Consider the following 16067-nt stretch of genomic DNA (forward strand, 5'->3'; position numbering starts at 1 on the left):
TACATTTCAGCGTGTGAGCGAACCCCTGTGGCGGAGACGTGGCCGTGCGTAACCGCTTGCGCCGCCGGTTCGGAACCGGGGACGAACTGGCCGGCCGGCCCGACTACGCACTGGTCGGCGTCGTCCGGATCCCGGAGCTCGAACAGAGCCCGGCGCGCGCCATCGGGCGCCGCGTGCTCTGGGCGTGTCTGGCGCTGTTCTTCACCTCGGTGGTCGTCTGGCTCGACCGCGACGGCTACCGCGACGCGCAGAACAGCGAACTGTCCTATCTCGACGCGCTGTACTACTCGGCGGTGACGCTGTCGACCACCGGCTACGGCGACATCACGCCGATCAGCCCGTTCGCCCGATTCATCAACATCGTCATCATCACGCCGCTGCGTGTGCTGTTCCTGATCGTGCTGATCGGCACCACCCTCGAGGTGCTCACCGAACGGTCCCGACAGGCGCTCAAGATCCAGCGTTGGAGGAATACCGTGCGCAATCACACCGTGGTCATCGGCTACGGGACCAAGGGCCGCACCGCGGTCGACGCCATGCGCGGCGACGGGATCAAGCCCTCGGAGATCGTCGTCGTCGACTCCGACCCCTCGGTCCTCGAGGCGGCGGCGGCCGACGGGCTCGTCACCGTGCGCGGGGACGCGACCAAGTCCGACGTACTGCGCCTGGCCGGCGTGGCACACGCCAAGAACATCATCGTCGCACCCAACCGCGACGACACCGCGGTCCTCGCGACGCTGACCGCCCGCGAGATCAACCCGCGCGCCAAGATCGTCGCGTCGATCCGCGAGTCGGAGAACACCCACCTCATGCGCCAGTCGGGCGCAAACTCCGTGGTGGTCTCGTCGGAGACCGCGGGCCGCCTGCTCGGCATCGCCACCATGACGCCGTCGGTGGTCGAGGTGATCGAGGACCTGCTCACGCCCGACGCCGGCTACGCCATCGCCGAACGCGAGGTCGATCCGAGCGAGACCGGCGGATCGCCCGCACACACCCGCGACATCGTGCTCGGCGTGGTCCGCGGGGGAGTGCTCTACCGCGTGGACGACGCCGAGGTCGAGCAGATCGAGGCCGGCGACCGGCTGCTGTACGTCCGCAAGAGCCCAGCCGACGACTGACCCGCCGGGCGCCCGTCCCACCCGGATCGCACCCGCATCGGCCGCGACCATCGAACAAAAGGGAAACCCCGCCGTGCATTTCGAACTGCTCCACACGCCCAAGCTCGCGCGCGCGAACTTCCATCGCGCCGACGAGATCCGTGACGACGCCGAGCGAATGGCCGCGGGCTGGCCGACGGCGAAGGTACTGCTCATCGACCCCAACGGCCGCTATCCGGTCAGCGACTCCGGCGCCCTGCACTGGGTCGACTCGGCCACCGTCGCCGACACGCCGCCCGCCGACGCGGTCTTCCTCGGCGTGGTCGACGGCATCGACCGCTGGACCCGCCGCGTCCATCACATCGACGGCCCCACCGACGACGCCCGCCGCGGCGCCGACCGGCTGAGCGGTGACGAGGCCGGCCTGCTCGTCACCGCCCTGGGCATCCTGAACTGGCATGACACGGCGCGGCATTCACCGGTCGACGGGTCGATCACCAAGCCCGCCCGCGGCGGCTGGGTCCGGCGCAGCATCGACTCCGGCCGGGACGAGTTCCCGCGCACCGACCCCGCGATCATCACCGTCGTGCACGACGGCGCCGACCGAATCCTGTTGGGCCGGCAGGCGGTCTGGCCCGACGGCTGGTACTCGACGCTCGCCGGCTTCGTGGAACCGGGGGAATCCCTGGAACAGTGCGTGATCCGCGAGGTCCACGAAGAGGTCGGGATCGTGGTGCGCGATCCGCGGTACCTGGGCAGCCAGCCGTGGCCGTTCCCGCGGTCACTGATGCTCGGCTTCGCCGCGATCGGCGACCCGGACGACACGCTGCAGTTCCTCGACGGCGAGATCGGCGACGCCCGGTGGTTCCACCGCGACGAGGTGCGTGAGGCACTGTCGCGGGACGGATGGACCCGCGCCGATCCCGGTCCGGACGGTCAGCCCCCGCGGCTGCAGCTGCCCGGCTCGATCTCCATCGCGCGTACGCTCATCGAATCCTGGGCTGCCGCCGGCACATAGGCGGAGCGAGCGACCCGCGCAGACGAAGAACCCGGGCCCGGCGTGAGCCGGACCCGGGCGTCCCTGGAGGCAGTCCGCGCGATGCCGCGATCAGAGGCCGAGCTTGTTCTTGACGTCGGCGATCGACGGGTTGGTGGCGGTGGTGCCGTCGGCGTAGAGCACCGTCGGCACGACGTGGTTGCCGCCGTTGACGCTGCCGACGAATTCCGCGGCATCGGGATTGAGTTCGATGTCGATCTCCTGCCAGCTGATCCCATTGGCCTTCAGGGCCGTCTTGAGGCGACGGCAGTAGCCACACCACGTGGTGGTGTACATGGTCAGTTCGCCGGTGTCGGAGGTGCGGGCGCCGGCCTCGTCGTCGATCACGTTGCTCATGCACCCCACAACACCACGTGGGCGGCCACTGTTCCCGACGACCGACCGGTCGGCCAGTGGCGCCTGTCACCCACCGGTGGGTCGGCGCCCGGAGCGCGTCGGTGGGTGGTGACATAGTGGACCCCGTGCGCCATCCGTCCACTCCCACCAGCCCCCGCGACGCCGCGGTCGACGGGCTCGATCCCGAGCAGTCCGCGGCCGTCCTCGCGCCCCGCGGACCCGTGTGCGTGCTGGCCGGCGCCGGTACCGGCAAGACCCGCACCATCACCCGGCGCATCGCGCACCTCGTCGACACCGGTCAGGTGAACCCCGGACAGGTCCTCGCGGTCACGTTCACCGCCCGCGCGGCGGGGGAGATGCGGACCCGCCTGCGCAGCCTCGGCGTCGGCGGCGGTCAGACCGGGAACGTCGCGGCGCAGACCTTCCACGCCGCGGCGATGCGCCAACTGCGCTACTTCTGGCCGCGCGTGTTCGGCGATGCTCGCTGGGAGCTGCTCGACAACAAGTTCCCGCTCATCTCGCGGGCCGCGCGCCGCGTCGGACTCGACACCAACACCGACACCCTGCGTGACCTCTCGTCGGAGATCGAATGGGCCAAGGCCACGCTGATCGCCCCGGAGAGCTACGTCGAGGCGGTCCGCCGGCTGGGCCGCGAGTCACCGGCGCCGCCCCCGAAGGTCGCCGCCGTGTACGAGCAGTACGAGGATGCCAAGGTGTCGCCGGACGGCGACCGGCTCCTCGACTTCGACGACCTGCTCATCTACATGACGCAGATCCTCACCGTCGAGCCCGGCGCCGCGGAGGAGTTCCGTTCGCGTTACCGGTGTTTCGTGGTCGACGAGTACCAGGACGTCACTCCGGTCCAGCAGGGCCTGCTCGACGCGTGGCTCGGTGAGCGCGACGACCTGACGGTCGTCGGCGACGCCAACCAGACGATCTACACGTTCACCGGCGCCTCGCCGAACTACCTGCTCGACTTCTCGCGCCGGTTCCCCGACGCGACGGTGGTGCGCCTCGAGCGCGACTACCGGTCCACCCCGCAGGTCGTCGACCTGGCCAACCGTGTCATCGGCGCCGCACGCGGCCGAATCGCGGGCACCCGCCTGCGGCTGATCGGGCAACGTCCGCCGGGCCCCGAGCCGAGATTCGCCGAGTACGACGACGAGCCGACCGCCGCCACCTCGATCGCGATCGAGATCAAACACCTGATCAAGCAGGGCGTCGAGCCCGCCGAGATCGCGATCCTCTATCGCGTCAACGCGCAGTCGGAGAACTACGAGCAGGCGCTCACCGAGGCCGGCATCCCGTACCAGGTCCGTGGGGGTGAGGCGTTCTTCGCGCGTACCGAGGTGCGGCAGGCGATGCGCCAGATCGCCGCCGTCGCCGGCCGCGAGATGCGAGAAGGCGTCGGCACCCTCGACGTCGTGCGTTCGGTGCTCGGCGAACTCGGGCTCTCTGCCGAGGAGCCCTCCGGCGCGCAGGCCCGCGCGCGGTGGGAGTCGCTGAAGGCGTTGCTGCAGCTCACCGAGGACATGATCGCCGAGAACCCCGAGCTCACCGTGCCGGACCTGTCCGCGGAACTGTCCGCCCGCGCCGAGGCGCGCCATCCGCCGACCGTGCAGGGCGTGACGCTGTCGTCGTTGCACGCGGCCAAGGGCCTCGAATGGGACGCGGTGTTCCTGGTCGGCCTCACCGATGGCTCGCTGCCGATCAGCCAGGCCATCAAAGGATCGTGGGAAGACATCGAGGAGGAACGCCGGTTGTTCTACGTCGGCGTCACGCGAGCCCGTGAGCACCTGCACCTGTCGTGGGCGCTGGCCCGCAACGAGGGCGGACGCGCGCGTCGTCGCTCACGGTTCCTCAACGACCTCGTGCCCGACGACTCGCCGGCGTCGAAGATCGCGAAGGAACGTCCCGTCCGGCGCGGGCCGACGTGCCGCGTGTGCGGGTCGCGGCTGATGGACTCGACCGCGACGCTTCTGGGCCGGTGCGCTTCGTGCCCGTCGGATCTCGACGAGAACCTGCTCGTCGCGCTCAAGGAGTGGCGTCGCGAACGCGCCCAGGAGAAGAAGGTTCCCGCATTCGTAGTCTTCTCCGACAAGACCCTCACCGCGATCGCCGAACAGCGCCCCACGGACACCGCCGGGCTCGTGGCGATCTCGGGGATCGGGGCATCGAAACTCGACGAGTACGGCGACGAGTTGATCGAACTCGTCAAAAACGCAGGTCAAAAATAGGTTGTGCGCTTTCTGACGGACCGTCTACCCTGGTCACCAGTCAGCACACGGGGTGGAAAAACCTTGTGTCCGTCGCAGAGCCCATCGCTCAGTGGGAACCGAGACCACGAGCCCGAGAAGAAGAAAGGAGCGGATCAGTGAACGGAAGCACCGTGAACCAGGCCGGCGTCGTCGCGCCTGCGGCCAAGCCGATCCCGGCGTTCACCGTCGTTTCGCGCGCCCGTCGCACCCGCTCCTGGATCCCGGCCGTCTGTGCACGTCCGGCTTCGCGGGCAATGGTCCCGGCTGCAGCACCGGATCCGGCTGCTCCGCTGCCCGCGGAGACCGCGCCCGCCATGGAGCGACTCGTCGCGGCACCGGTCCAGCATCCGGTGGCAGCGGATCCGGCGGCAGGAGCGCAGGTAGCGCTCATCGCACCGCCGGCAGCAGCCGAAGCCGCAGCCCCCATGCCGCATGGGTTCCCCGTACCGACACCAGTTCTCCGGAGTTAGACCTCCGAGACCTTCGGGCCACGGGCGAATCGCAGAGGCGAACCCGTGGCCCTCTTTTTGTCAACCGAACTTCCGTCCCCGACAAGGGGTTTCGGGTCGACAGCCACATCGAGGTCCCACGGGTTGAGCAAAACCCAACCGAGCAGATGTGGAGAAACCGTATGACTGTCGATTGCGTCCTGGAGTCGTGTACCCCGGCGGATCGCGTTGCGACCGCCCGGATCGACCTGCCCTGCCAGGTCGCCGACGCCGATCTGTGGTTCGCCGATGACCCCCGTGACCTCGAGCGTGCCAAGGCCCTGTGTGCCGACTGCCCGCTGAAAGCCCAGTGCCTGCAGGCAGCGCTGGATCGCGCCGAGCCCTGGGGCGTGTGGGGCGGCGAGATCTTCGAGCGCGGCGTCGTGATCGCCCGCAAGCGGCCGCGTGGCCGCCCGCGCAAGAACGTGGCCTGAGAACTGCACCGGCGTCGCGAGCAACACGCTCGCGACGCCGGTGGTCGTCGTGTGTGTGCGGTGGTGCGGGTCGCGCGCCGGGCGGCGACATCAGTCGGCCAGGCCCGGTACCCACTTCTCCATGATCGCGCGGTACGGTGCGTGCGCCTCGAGTTGCGAGGCGATGCCGACGCAGCCGCCGAGCACGCGGAATACCATCACGAACCGCTTGGGCACGTTCAGGTTCCGCGAGGTCTTGTAGACCTCGCCCTTCAGGTCGGTGGCCTTGCCGGCCGCGTACTGCATCCACTTGCGGGTGAAGTGGAACGACTCCGAGTACAGCGGGTCCACATACGGCCGCATGTAGGCCTCGAGATCAGCGGCGGTCACCTTGTGGGCGTGCGAGGCGCGGATGAACTCCGTCTCCACCATCAGCTCACGAAGCTCGTCGTACTTCCGGTCGCGGGCCAGGCGAAGGATCGGGCCGGTCTCCGGCGGCAGACCACCGGGGTAGTGGCCGACCGCGCCGAAGTCGAGGACGCCGAAACGGCCGTCGTCGGCGAGGAAGAAGTTGCCGGGGTGCGGATCCCCGTGCAGGAGTCCCACCCGGTACGGCGAGCTCACCTCGAACTCGGCCATCCTCGCCGCCGCGTCGTTGCGGGTCTCCTGGCCGCCCTCGCGGATGATCCGCGACAGCGGCACGCCGTCGACCCATTCGGACACCACGACCTTGGGCGCGCTCGCCACGACCTTGGGGATCAGGAAGTCCGGACTCCCGTCGTAGGCCTTGGCGAAGGCCCGCTGGTTCTCGGCCTCGCCGAGGTAGTCGAGTTCCGCCTCGGTCCTGTCGATCAACTCGTCCATCATCGCCTTGACGTCGGTGCCCGGCGACAGCCGCTGCAGCAGGCCCGACATGCGCGAGAGCGTCTTGAGATCCGCCTTCAGCGCGTGGTCGGCGCCCGGGTACTGCACCTTGACCGCCACCTCGCGGCCGTCGGACCAGATGCCCTTGTGGACCTGACCGATCGACGCCGACGCGGCCGGCTCGTCGGAGAACTCCCTGAAGCGCTCGCGCCAACGGGTGCCGAGCTGCTGGTCGAGCACCTTGTGGACCTTGTCCGCAGGCATCGGCGGAGCCTCGGCCTGCAGTTTCGTCAGCGCGTCACGGAACGGCTCGCCGAACTCTTCGGGGATCGCAGCCTCCATGATCGACAGCGCCTGCCCCACCTTCATGGCGCCGCCCTTGAGCTCGCCGAGGACCGAGAACAGTTGCTCTGCGGTCTTCTCGAGGAGTTCCTGGTTGACTTCGTCCTTGTCCTTGCCGACCATGCGCTTGCCGAGGCCCGCCGCCGCACGTCCGGCCATACCGAGAGGGAGAGACGCCAACTTGGCGTTGCGACGACCCTGCCCCCGAGTGATGTCGGTCATAGCATCCTTTCCGCGTCACACTTTAGACGACTTGGCCCGATCGTCTCCCACCGGACGACAGTCGCAGTTCGGGTGGGGTGACCACCGTCGGCTGCTCATCCGGACCGGATCGTCTCGGAACTCCAGCACCTGATTCAACAACTCCGGCTCGCGCCTCGCAGCGGTGTCGCCGGACGGAGACCGAAGCGCGTCCATCAGGCGCACGATCTGCCCGTGGGCGATGGCGGCGGTGGGCCGGACGAGCGCCGGATCGGGGTCGCCGGGCACGCGGATCAGCTGCACCGCCATCGCCGGCCAGTCCGGGTCCAGATCCGAGCGGTGGTGGTCGGCGCACATCAGACAACTCGAGAGTCCCGGCAGGACCAGCGGACCCACGATGCCCACACCGTCGCGCACGCGCACCATCAGATGCGGGATGCGTGCCTTCGTCAGGGCGAACACCACGCGCGGGTCGTGGACGAGGAAGTCGCTGAGGATCACCAGTTCGGTGTCCACGGTGTCCAGCGACCCGTCGGGGCGTCGCCGCATCATCCGGTTCACCGACAGGCCCTGCGCCCGCAACGAGGCGCCCAGCAGTTCCGCCAGCGGCCCCTGGCCGTGTATCTGTATCCGGAACTCGTCGGATGAGGTTGCGCGAGAGGCGATTTCGTCCGGGTGGGGGAGCGTTCGACCTGCAGTCGCCAGGCCGTCGAGCAACTCCACGATCTCGTCGGCCGCCAGGCCCGCCGCCGACGCCCGGCGCATCAGCGCCTCGGGTGTGCACGGCTGTTCCAGCAGTCGCAGCATGGCCGCGACCGAGTGGGCCGAGATCGCCACGTCGAGCTCGATGATCACACTGCCGGCCGGATCGATCCCCACGTGTACCCGGTTGCCGGGGCGAACCAGGATCGGGGTCCCGGGCCGGATGCGCGGAACCGTGATGGACATGGCGCCACTCTGCCAGCGAGAACGCGTCGTCGGCCCCGGCGAGCCGGGTTATCCACAACATGACGCGGACCGGGTGATCTGTGGAGTCGGGTCGATCAGGACTCGCCGGTGGGCCCGGACCCGCCGAGACCGTCACCGGAGTCGGGGTCGTCCTGCTCGAGGAGCGACTTCTCCAGCTCCGCGATCGCGTTGTCGAGGTCGGAGTCGTTGTGCAGCAGGCGGTCGATGAACGCCGCCGGGTTGTCGAGATCGCCGGAGTCTGGCAGCAGGTCGGGATGCGCCCACACACCGTCGCGGGTGGCGAGGTCGGTCGCCTCGAGGACCCGGCGCCACAGCTCCGACGCCTCGCGGACCTTGCGGGGCCGCAGCTCCAGGCCGATGAGGGTCGCGAAGGTCTGCTCGGCGGGTCCGCCGGACGCACGGCGCCGGCGCATCGACTCGGTGAGTGCGGACGTGCTCGGGATCCGATCACCCAGAGCGCGGGTCACGACCTGCTCCACCCAGCCCTCGACCAGCGCGAGCAGTGTCTCGAGCCGCTCGAGCGCGGCCTTCTGCTCGGGGGTCGTGGTCGGCTCGAACGAGGTGGACGAGCTGATGAGCTCCTCCAGCTTCGCCGGGTTCGACAACAGCTCGGCGGGGTCGATGTTGGTGGTGACCTCGTTGATCCCGCTGAAGTCGATGCTGATGCCGCGGGCGTACTCCTCCACCGTGGCGAGCAGCCGCTGTCGCAGCCAGCCCACATGTCCGAACAGCCGGACGTGCGCGGCCTCGCGGGCGGCGATGAAGACGATGATCTCCTGCGGCGGCAGGCCCAGGCCCTCGGCGAACTTCGCGATCGCCTCGGGCAGGAGCACCGCGATGCCCTCGGGGGCCAGCGGCAGGCCGATGTCGGTCGAGGTCAGGACCTCCTTGGCGAGCTGGCCCAGACCCTGGCCGAGCTGTGTGCCGAACGCCATCCCGCTCATCTGGGTGAGCATCCCCAACATCGGGCCGGCGAACTGCGCGGCCTCGGCCGGCAGGTTGTCCTGCCAGGTACGCGCGAGCTGCTCGGCGATCGGATTGCACAGGGTCTTCCAGGTGTCGAGCGACTCCTCGAGCCACTGCACCGGTGTCCACGCGACGGTCTGGGTGACGCCGGTGGGGAAGATGGTCGCGTCGTCGAGCCACACATCCGCCAGGCGCACCGCGTCGGCGGAGGCCGAGGTCTCCTTGTCGAGGATCGGGGTGAACGAGCCGATCTGCTGACGCGCGAGATTGACGGCGACCTGATAGTTCACCGGGCCGGCGTCGCCGGCGGCCATGCCGGCGCCCATTCCGCTGAGCATGTTGCCGAGCTGGCTGAACACCTGCCCGAGCATGTTCGGGTCGAGATTCGACGGGTCGAAATCGCCGAATCCCTGTCCGCCCGTTGCGAATCCGAACGGATTGGCGCCGCCGAAGGGATTGCCGCTGCCGGCGGCGTCGCCCGGCTTGTCGCGGTCGCCGCTGTTCTTCTCGCGGTTCTCGTCGTCGTCGGACGACGAGAAGCCGAAGGGCAGATCACTCATGTGTCCACCGTACCGCCCGGCAGGCGTCGCGGCGGGCGGTGGATGTTCGCCGTGCGCGTACTCCGACCGCGCTCGCCGGGGCCTTTCGTGAGGTCTGCGGGGTCCTCCGCACGGTCGATGCCGGCACCCGGACGTCGGCGCCGTCGGTGGTGGCCGGGGCATTATCGTGTGCGGAATGAGTTCGAGCCCTCGCCTGAGAAGGATCGTCACCGCCGTCGTCAGCGCGGCGGTGATGGTGGCGTTGCTGGTGGTGGGCACCCAGGTCCAGGTGCCCTATGCCGCACTCGGCCCCGGTCCGACGCTGAACACGCTCGGCACCGCGAAGGTCGAGGAGAACGGCAAGGTCGTCGAACGCCGGGTCGTGCAGATCGACGGCGTGCCGACCGATCCGACCACCGGGCACCTCGATCTGACCACCGTGTCGGTCCGTGACGGTCTCACCCTCTTCGACACGCTCGGGATGTGGATGTCGGGCACCTGGTCGGTGACCCCGCGCGACGAGATCTACCCGCCCGACCGCACCACCGAGGAGGTGCAGCAGGAGAACGCCGCGCAGATGGCCGGATCCGAGGAGAACGCCACCGTCGCGGCCCTGCGCTACCTCGACCGTCCCACCGCACTGCGTATCGCCGGCGTCGAACCCGACGGCCCGTCGAAGGACGTCCTGCAGGCCGGTGACGAGATCATGAGGGTCGCGGGGATCGAGGTCGAGACGACCAAGCAGTTGCGCGACGTCGTGTCGAAGAACCCGCCGGGCACCGCGGTGCCGGTCGAGATCCTCCGACAGGGCACCCCGCAGACGGTGACGGTCACGCTCACCGCGCATCCCGACGACGAGAAGGCCGGATTCCTCGGGGTCACCGCGGAGGTCGTCAACGCCGACCCGGGCCTGAAGGTCACCTACACCGTCGGCGACATCGGCGGACCGTCGGCGGGCATGATGCTGGCGCTGTCGGTCATCGACCAACTGACGCCCGGGGAACTGACCCACGGGCAGTTCGTGGCCGGGACCGGAACCATCGACGTCGACGGCCAGGTCGGCCCGATCGGCGGCATCACCCACAAGGCCCGCGCGGCCCGCGACGCCGGCGCGAAGGTCTTCCTCGTCCCGGCGCGCAATTGCGCGGAGGCGAAGTCCGACCGGCCGGACGGCCTCGAACTGGTGAAGGTCGAGAACCTCGACGGCGCGGTCGACGCGCTCGAGGCGATCGGGACGGGCAAACCGGCTCCGAGCTGCTGAGCCGACCCTCCCGGACTCGATCGTTCCGGGGCGGGGCGTCTACGCCCCGGGCTCGTCGGGCGCGAACGTCCCGGCCAGGGCCTCGCGCAACTCGGTGGCCAGCTTTGGGTGGGTGAGGGTCTCGGGTTCGTCACCCTGCTGCTCCCGCAGCCGCATGATCGCCAGATCCCGGCCGTTGCGCAGCACCCCGACGACCAGTCGCGCCTGCTGACCGCCGGCCGACGACGTCCCGGAGCCCGGCTGCACATAGCGGGGTGTGCCGTCGTCGTCCGGGCCCGGTTCGGCGATCACGATCTCGATCGCCACCGCGGCACCGGCCACGGGTTCGGGCCAGAACGCCGACACCAGGAAGTCGTCGAGGTTCGGACAGTCCTGTTCGACCGGCGTGAACACGGTGGGCTCGGCGCCGACCAGGTGGGGCGCCTGCTCGGCGAGCACCGCGGTCGGGACCAGCGCGAACACCGAGGCCGACTGGCCCCAGCCGGCCTCGTCGACGTGGTCGAGGATCTCGCTCAGCGCCGTACCCAGGTCCTCCGTCGACCAGGAGTGCGACGGGGACGGGCCGGAGGTGATGTCATCGGCGGGCACCCGCTCATCTTGCCTCGTCGCCCGACTCGCGCCGACATCGGACGGGCACCGGACGGCACCGGCGGGCCGCGGCCACGGTGCTGGTGGGAACCCGGTTCGGCCCGCGATCGTTGACGCTGAGCCCGCGTGGAATCCCCGCGCGGGCGGTGCCAGTACAGTGGGGGCCACCATGCCCGGCTCTTGCGCGTCTGGCTGGGCGTTGTCCGGATTGAGAACTTGGAGAGTGGGTCTGGTGGGCGTACGAGGGCCGGCGGGAATGCCGACACTGTCACGCAGGAGCAAGATCATCATCGGCATCGGGGTCGCCGTCCTGATTCTCCTGCTCGTCGGACCACGGCTCGTCGGTCTCGCGACCGATTGGCTGTGGTTCCGGGATGTCGGGTACTCGAGTGTCTTCAGCACGGTGCTGTGGACCCGACTGATCCTCTTCCTGATCACCACGGTCGTGGTGGCCCTGATCATCTTCGGTGCGCTCGCGCTCGCCTACCGGTCGCGGCCGGTTTTCGTGCCGACGTCGGGACCGAACGACCCGTTGGCCCGCTACCGCACCGCCATCATGGCGAAGGTCCGCTGGTTCGCGGTGGCACCCGCCCTGATCATCGGCGCACTCGCCGGCCTGGTCGCCCAGGGATCGTGGGCGACGGTGCAGATGTTCCTGCACGGAACCGACTTCGGCCGCAAGGACCCGCAGTTCGGGCTCGACCTCGGTTTCTACGCGTTCGACCTGCCGTTCTATCGCTTCGTGCTGAATCTGCTCTTCGTCGTGGTGGTCGTGGCGTTCCTCGCCAGCCTGGTCACCCACTACCTGTTCGGCGGCATCCGCCTGGGCCAGGGCGGCGGCACGGTGACGACCGCGGCCCGCGTCCAGCTCGCGGTGCTGGCGGGCACGTTCCTCCTGCTCAAGGCCATCGCCTACTGGCTCGACCGGTACAGCCTGCTCTCCAGTCAGCGCAAGGCGGACATCTTCCCGGGTGCGAGCTACACCGACCTCAACGCGGTGCTCCCGTCCAAGCTGATCCTCATGGCCATCGCGATCATCTGTGCGATCGCGTTCTTCGCCGGCATCGTGCTGCGTGACCTCCGCATCCCCGCCCTGGCGACGGTGCTGATGCTCTTCTCCGCACTTCTCATCGGCGTCGGCTGGCCGCTGACGATGGAGCAGTTCTCCGTCAAGCCGAACGCCGCGCAGAAGGAGGCCGAGTACATCCAGCGCGCGATCAACTCGACCCGGGAGGCGTACGGGATCGGGCCGGACAAGGTGATCACCCAGAAGAACTGGACCGCCGAGCCGGCCACGCCCGCACTCGTCGACGCCGACACCCCGACACTGTCGAACATCCGCATCCTGGACCCGAGCGTCGTCTCGCCGACCTTCATCCAGCAGCAGCAGCGCCAGAACTTCTACGGGTTCCCCACCCAGCTCGCGGTCGACCGCTACAAGATCGACGGCCAGATCCGCGATTTCGTGGTGGCGGTGCGTGAGCTCGACCCGAGCCGGTACCTGGAGAACCAGCAGAACTGGCTGAACAAGCACCTCGTGTACACCCACGGCGACGGCTTCATCGCCTCCCCGGCGAACCGGGTGCGCGAGGCGGTGACGGGCAACGACCTCAGCGGTGGTGGCGACCCGCTGTATTTCGTCAGCGACACCACCAACTATCAGACCGAGGCCTACAAGCGCGACGCGCCGATCAAGGTCACCCAGCCGCGGATCTACTTCGGCGAACTGCTCGCCAAGATCGACCCGGATTACGCCATCGTCGGCGGTGCCCAGCCGCGTGAGGCCGATCTCGGCGACGCCAAGTACACGTATCAGGGGCCTGCCGGTGTGCCGCTGGGCAACTGGTTCAACCGGGTCCTGTACGCGGCCAAGTATGCGGAGCGGAACTTCCTGCTCTCCAGCGAGATCACGTCCGCGTCGAAGATCATCTACAACCGCGACCCCCGGGACCGCGTCAAGCAGGTCGCGCCGTGGCTGACCGTGGACTCCAAGACGTATCCGGCGGTCATGGCCGACGGTTCGATCAAGTGGATCGTCGACGGCTACACCACGTTGGACAACTACCCGTACTCGCAGCCGATGTCGCTGCAGAGCGCGACCGCCGACGCGCAGGACCTCAACCAGGGCCAGACCGGCCGGAGCCAGGTCAACAAGACCGTGTCGTACGTGCGCAACTCGGTGAAGGCCACGGTCGACGCCTACACCGGCGAGGTGCAGCTCTACCAGGTCGACGCCGAGGACCCGGTCCTGAAGACCTGGATGAAGGCGTTCCCCGGCACGGTCGCCTCGCGCGAGGAGTACGACAAGAACACCTCGCTGCGCGAACATGCGCGGTACCCGGAGGACCTGTTCAAGATCCAGCGGTCGCTGCTCACGAGGTACCACGTCGATTCGCCCGGAACGTTCTTCCAGGCCAACGACTTCTGGTCGGTGCCCTCCGATCCGACGAGCCCCGACGCCGAGCGTCGCGGTCTGGACCAGCCGCCGTACTACTTCGTGGCGGCGAATCCGGAGAGCAGGAAGCCGTCGTTCCAGCTCACCTCGGTGCTGACCCGTCTGAACCGGCCGATCCTGGGTGCCTACGTGACGGTCTCCTCGGACCCGGACGACTACGGTCAGATCACGGTCAAGGAGCTGCCGGCCAACAACCAGACCGCCGGTCCCAAGCAGGCGTTCAACCCGATGACGACCGACAACAAGGTCGCCGACACCCTCAAGCCACTGGAGGGCCGGGCCACGGTCACCTATGGCAACCTGCTCACGCTGCCGGTGGGCGACAACGGCATCCTCTATGTGCTGCCGGTCTATGCGCAGGCACAGGGCCAGGAGGCCTTCCCGCGGCTGTACCGGGTGATCACCCGATACGAGTCCACCGATGACGGAACCGCTCCGATCGGTTACGCCGCCACGGTCGAGGAGGCCCTGCGACAGGTGGGTATCAATCCGGACTTCGCCACGCCGCCGGGCGATCAGCAGGGCGTGGACGAGCCGGAACAGTCGGAGCAACAGGGCGGTGTGACTCCGCCACAGCGCCCGGCGCCCCCGCAGGGTGCGGACTCTCCCGAGCGCGAAGCCGCGGTCAAGGCCATCGGCGACGCGATCAAGGCGCTGCGTGACGCGCAGACCAAGGGTGACTTCGCCGGGTATGGCGCAGCGCTCGACCGGTTGAACAAGGCCGTCGCGCAGTACGAGTCACTGCCCGAGCAGAACTAGTCACCCACGAACGAACCGGTCGATGCATCCCGATCAGGGGTGCATCGACCGGTTTTCCTCGTCACGGAGTCGAACGGCCGCGGCGCCGTCAGTGAGCCGTCCGGCGCGGTCCGCGGTACCTGCGGAGGTAGCGTTCGGTTTCTTCCTTGGTGTTGTCGGGCAGTACCGGGCTGTGGTGGTACCGGCTGGCGATGGTGTAGAAGATCGCCACGGCGCAACCGAAGGCGACGACCATCGATGCCGCGGCGAGCGCGGCGTACCCGGAGTTGCCGGCCGCCATGTGGACCAGCCAGAGCGCGGCCGACAGGAATCCACCGAGCGTGAGCACGAAAGCGATGAACGCCATCGGATGATTGCCGTGGCTCTCGTGGTGGAAGTGAAGGATGGACATGGTTCCCTCCTCGGTTGTGGGTCGGCCCGGTTCGGGTAAGCCCGAGTGTACGCTCGGGGGTGACTCAGATCACAGGTGAGCGACCGATCGAGTGGCCATGACGCGGCCGTGTCGTGACCTGTGCTTTATCGATTCCCAGTGACCGGCGTCACGCGCGTTTTACCAGGTCACGCCCGATTGGCGGGTCGATTTGCATCGCGCACGAACGGCTGTGTAACGTTGTGTTCACCAACGCGGGGTGGAGCAGCTCGGTAGCTCGCTGGGCTCATAACCCAGAGGTCGCAGGTTCAAATCCTGTCCCCGCTACCACTACGAGAACCCCCGCCCGGGATGCCCGGGCGGGGGTTCTCGCTCTTTCGTGAATCGCCTTGTGTGTATCGCCCGGTGCACGTGCTCGGTGCCACACCGATCGCCACTGGACTCCGCGAACACGAAGAGCGGGGAGCGGCTCGGCGTGACGTCGACCGGTGGCCGGCACCCGACTCCGGGCACCCGACGGCCGGCATCTGACATCGGGTCCGGCGGCGTCCGGTAGCGCCGTGCTCGACGACCCGGTGCTCGCCGACCCCCTGCTCGACGAGCGATGATGTGGCGCGGGATCGGAGCATCGATGACAACCGGCCGCGGTCCCGGGTGTCATGCGGCAATCACCTCTCACGCTCGGGCACATCTCACGCTCGGGCACATCTCACGCTCGGGCCGGCGACGTGAGCGCCTGTCGTCGACGACCTCGTCGTAGACCCGTGCGATCGGCGGCCGGGGGATACGGTCGGCACCCCCAGGGGGTACTTGCGTCGGAACAGGGGGCGAGCGCATACAGGGGCCGAGCCCAACATGCATGACCTCGGCAAAAGGCCTCGGGGCAGATCGACGCGGTCCGCGTCGAAGGTCGAACCGCGACCTCGGGTTCACCCACCGGTCACCCGGGCTGACCAGGCGATTTGACGTTGTGGACTCACGTGCGTAACTTATTCGGAGTCAGCGCGCCACGGCGCCGCCCTGCCGGGCCTGAGGGGTTCGGGGTAGGGGAGTGGAGACCGGGTTCGAGCTGACCGCCCCTGATCTTTCTGCTCGGGATTGTTT

12 protein-coding genes and 1 tRNA gene are annotated in these 16067 nt (G+C 68.7%); 7 read left to right on the forward strand and 6 right to left on the reverse strand.

Annotation, left to right across the window (positions count from 1 at the left end):
• The first annotated feature begins 38 nt into the window (after nucleotides 1–38).
• Both ABFT43_RS18700 and nudC read left to right on the forward strand, forming a co-directional pair.
• A complete protein-coding gene (locus ABFT43_RS18700) occupies nucleotides 39–1118 on the forward strand; it encodes a potassium channel family protein (RefSeq protein ID WP_347961794.1) in 1080 nt (359 codons plus the stop codon).
• A gap of 73 nt (nucleotides 1119–1191) precedes the next feature.
• A complete protein-coding gene (gene nudC, locus ABFT43_RS18705) occupies nucleotides 1192–2115 on the forward strand; it encodes an NAD(+) diphosphatase (RefSeq protein WP_347961795.1) in 924 nt (307 codons plus the stop codon).
• A 90-nt stretch (nucleotides 2116–2205) separates the two neighbouring features.
• On the opposite strand, the gene ABFT43_RS18710 is transcribed toward nudC, so the two are convergent.
• Complete coding sequence (locus ABFT43_RS18710) at nucleotides 2206–2490, reverse strand: mycoredoxin (protein ID WP_347961796.1); 285 nt, start codon at nucleotides 2488–2490, stop codon at nucleotides 2206–2208.
• Nucleotides 2491–2606: 116 nt separating this feature from the next.
• Here ABFT43_RS18710 and ABFT43_RS18715 point away from each other — a divergent pair, with 116 nt between their 5' ends.
• Together ABFT43_RS18715 and ABFT43_RS18720 are read left to right on the forward strand one after the other, a co-directional pair.
• Nucleotides 2607–4727 carry an ATP-dependent DNA helicase UvrD2 gene (locus ABFT43_RS18715; protein ID WP_347961797.1) on the forward strand — a complete coding sequence of 707 codons (2121 nt, stop codon included), beginning with the start codon at nucleotides 2607–2609 and terminating at the stop codon, nucleotides 4725–4727.
• 652 nt (nucleotides 4728–5379) lie between these two features.
• The gene (locus ABFT43_RS18720; RefSeq protein WP_347961798.1) at nucleotides 5380–5670 is read left to right on the forward strand and encodes a WhiB family transcriptional regulator; all 291 of its coding nucleotides are present in this window, start codon (nucleotides 5380–5382) and stop codon (nucleotides 5668–5670) included.
• A 90-nt stretch (nucleotides 5671–5760) separates the two neighbouring features.
• On the opposite strand, the gene ABFT43_RS18725 is transcribed toward ABFT43_RS18720, so the two are convergent.
• The 3 genes from ABFT43_RS18725 to ABFT43_RS18735 all read right to left on the reverse strand — a co-directional run bounded on the left by ABFT43_RS18725 (nucleotide 5761) and on the right by ABFT43_RS18735 (nucleotide 9551).
• Entirely contained in the window at nucleotides 5761–7077 is a 1317-nt protein-coding gene (locus tag ABFT43_RS18725; RefSeq protein WP_347961799.1) for an ABC1 kinase family protein, read from the reverse strand.
• A 15-nt stretch (nucleotides 7078–7092) separates the two neighbouring features.
• Nucleotides 7093–8004 (reverse strand): hypothetical protein, encoded by a 912-nt coding sequence (locus tag ABFT43_RS18730; RefSeq protein WP_347961800.1) that lies wholly within the window; start codon nucleotides 8002–8004, stop codon nucleotides 7093–7095.
• 95 nt (nucleotides 8005–8099) lie between these two features.
• Nucleotides 8100–9551: a zinc-dependent metalloprotease gene (locus ABFT43_RS18735; RefSeq protein WP_347961801.1), complete on the reverse strand. Its 1452-nt coding sequence runs from the start codon at nucleotides 9549–9551 to the stop codon at nucleotides 8100–8102.
• Nucleotides 9552–9726: 175 nt separating this feature from the next.
• Between ABFT43_RS18735 and ABFT43_RS18740 the strand changes: the two genes are divergently transcribed.
• Complete coding sequence (locus ABFT43_RS18740) at nucleotides 9727–10791, forward strand: YlbL family protein (protein WP_347961802.1); 1065 nt, start codon at nucleotides 9727–9729, stop codon at nucleotides 10789–10791.
• 39 nt (nucleotides 10792–10830) lie between these two features.
• Here ABFT43_RS18740 and ABFT43_RS18745 read toward each other — a convergent pair whose 3' ends face one another.
• On the reverse strand, nucleotides 10831–11379 hold the full coding sequence (locus ABFT43_RS18745; protein ID WP_347961803.1) for a PPA1309 family protein: 549 nt from the start codon (nucleotides 11377–11379) through the stop codon (nucleotides 10831–10833).
• A gap of 256 nt (nucleotides 11380–11635) precedes the next feature.
• Between ABFT43_RS18745 and ABFT43_RS18750 the strand changes: the two genes are divergently transcribed.
• Nucleotides 11636–14593, forward strand: coding sequence for a UPF0182 family protein (locus tag ABFT43_RS18750; protein WP_457590181.1), 2958 nt, complete (start codon nucleotides 11636–11638; stop codon nucleotides 14591–14593).
• An 88-nt stretch (nucleotides 14594–14681) separates the two neighbouring features.
• Here the strand turns inward: ABFT43_RS18750 and ABFT43_RS18755 are convergent, their stop codons facing one another.
• The gene (locus tag ABFT43_RS18755; protein WP_347961805.1) at nucleotides 14682–14984 is read right to left on the reverse strand and encodes a hypothetical protein; all 303 of its coding nucleotides are present in this window, start codon (nucleotides 14982–14984) and stop codon (nucleotides 14682–14684) included.
• Between the two features lie 232 nt (nucleotides 14985–15216).
• On the opposite strand from ABFT43_RS18755, the gene ABFT43_RS18760 reads away from it, so the two are divergent.
• Nucleotides 15217–15293 (forward strand) — tRNA-Met (locus ABFT43_RS18760).
• The last annotated feature ends 774 nt before the right edge of the window (nucleotides 15294–16067 follow it).

It is taken from the genome of Gordonia aurantiaca, from assembly GCF_039939235.1.
Taxonomy (GTDB): Bacteria; Actinomycetota; Actinomycetes; order Mycobacteriales; family Mycobacteriaceae; genus Gordonia.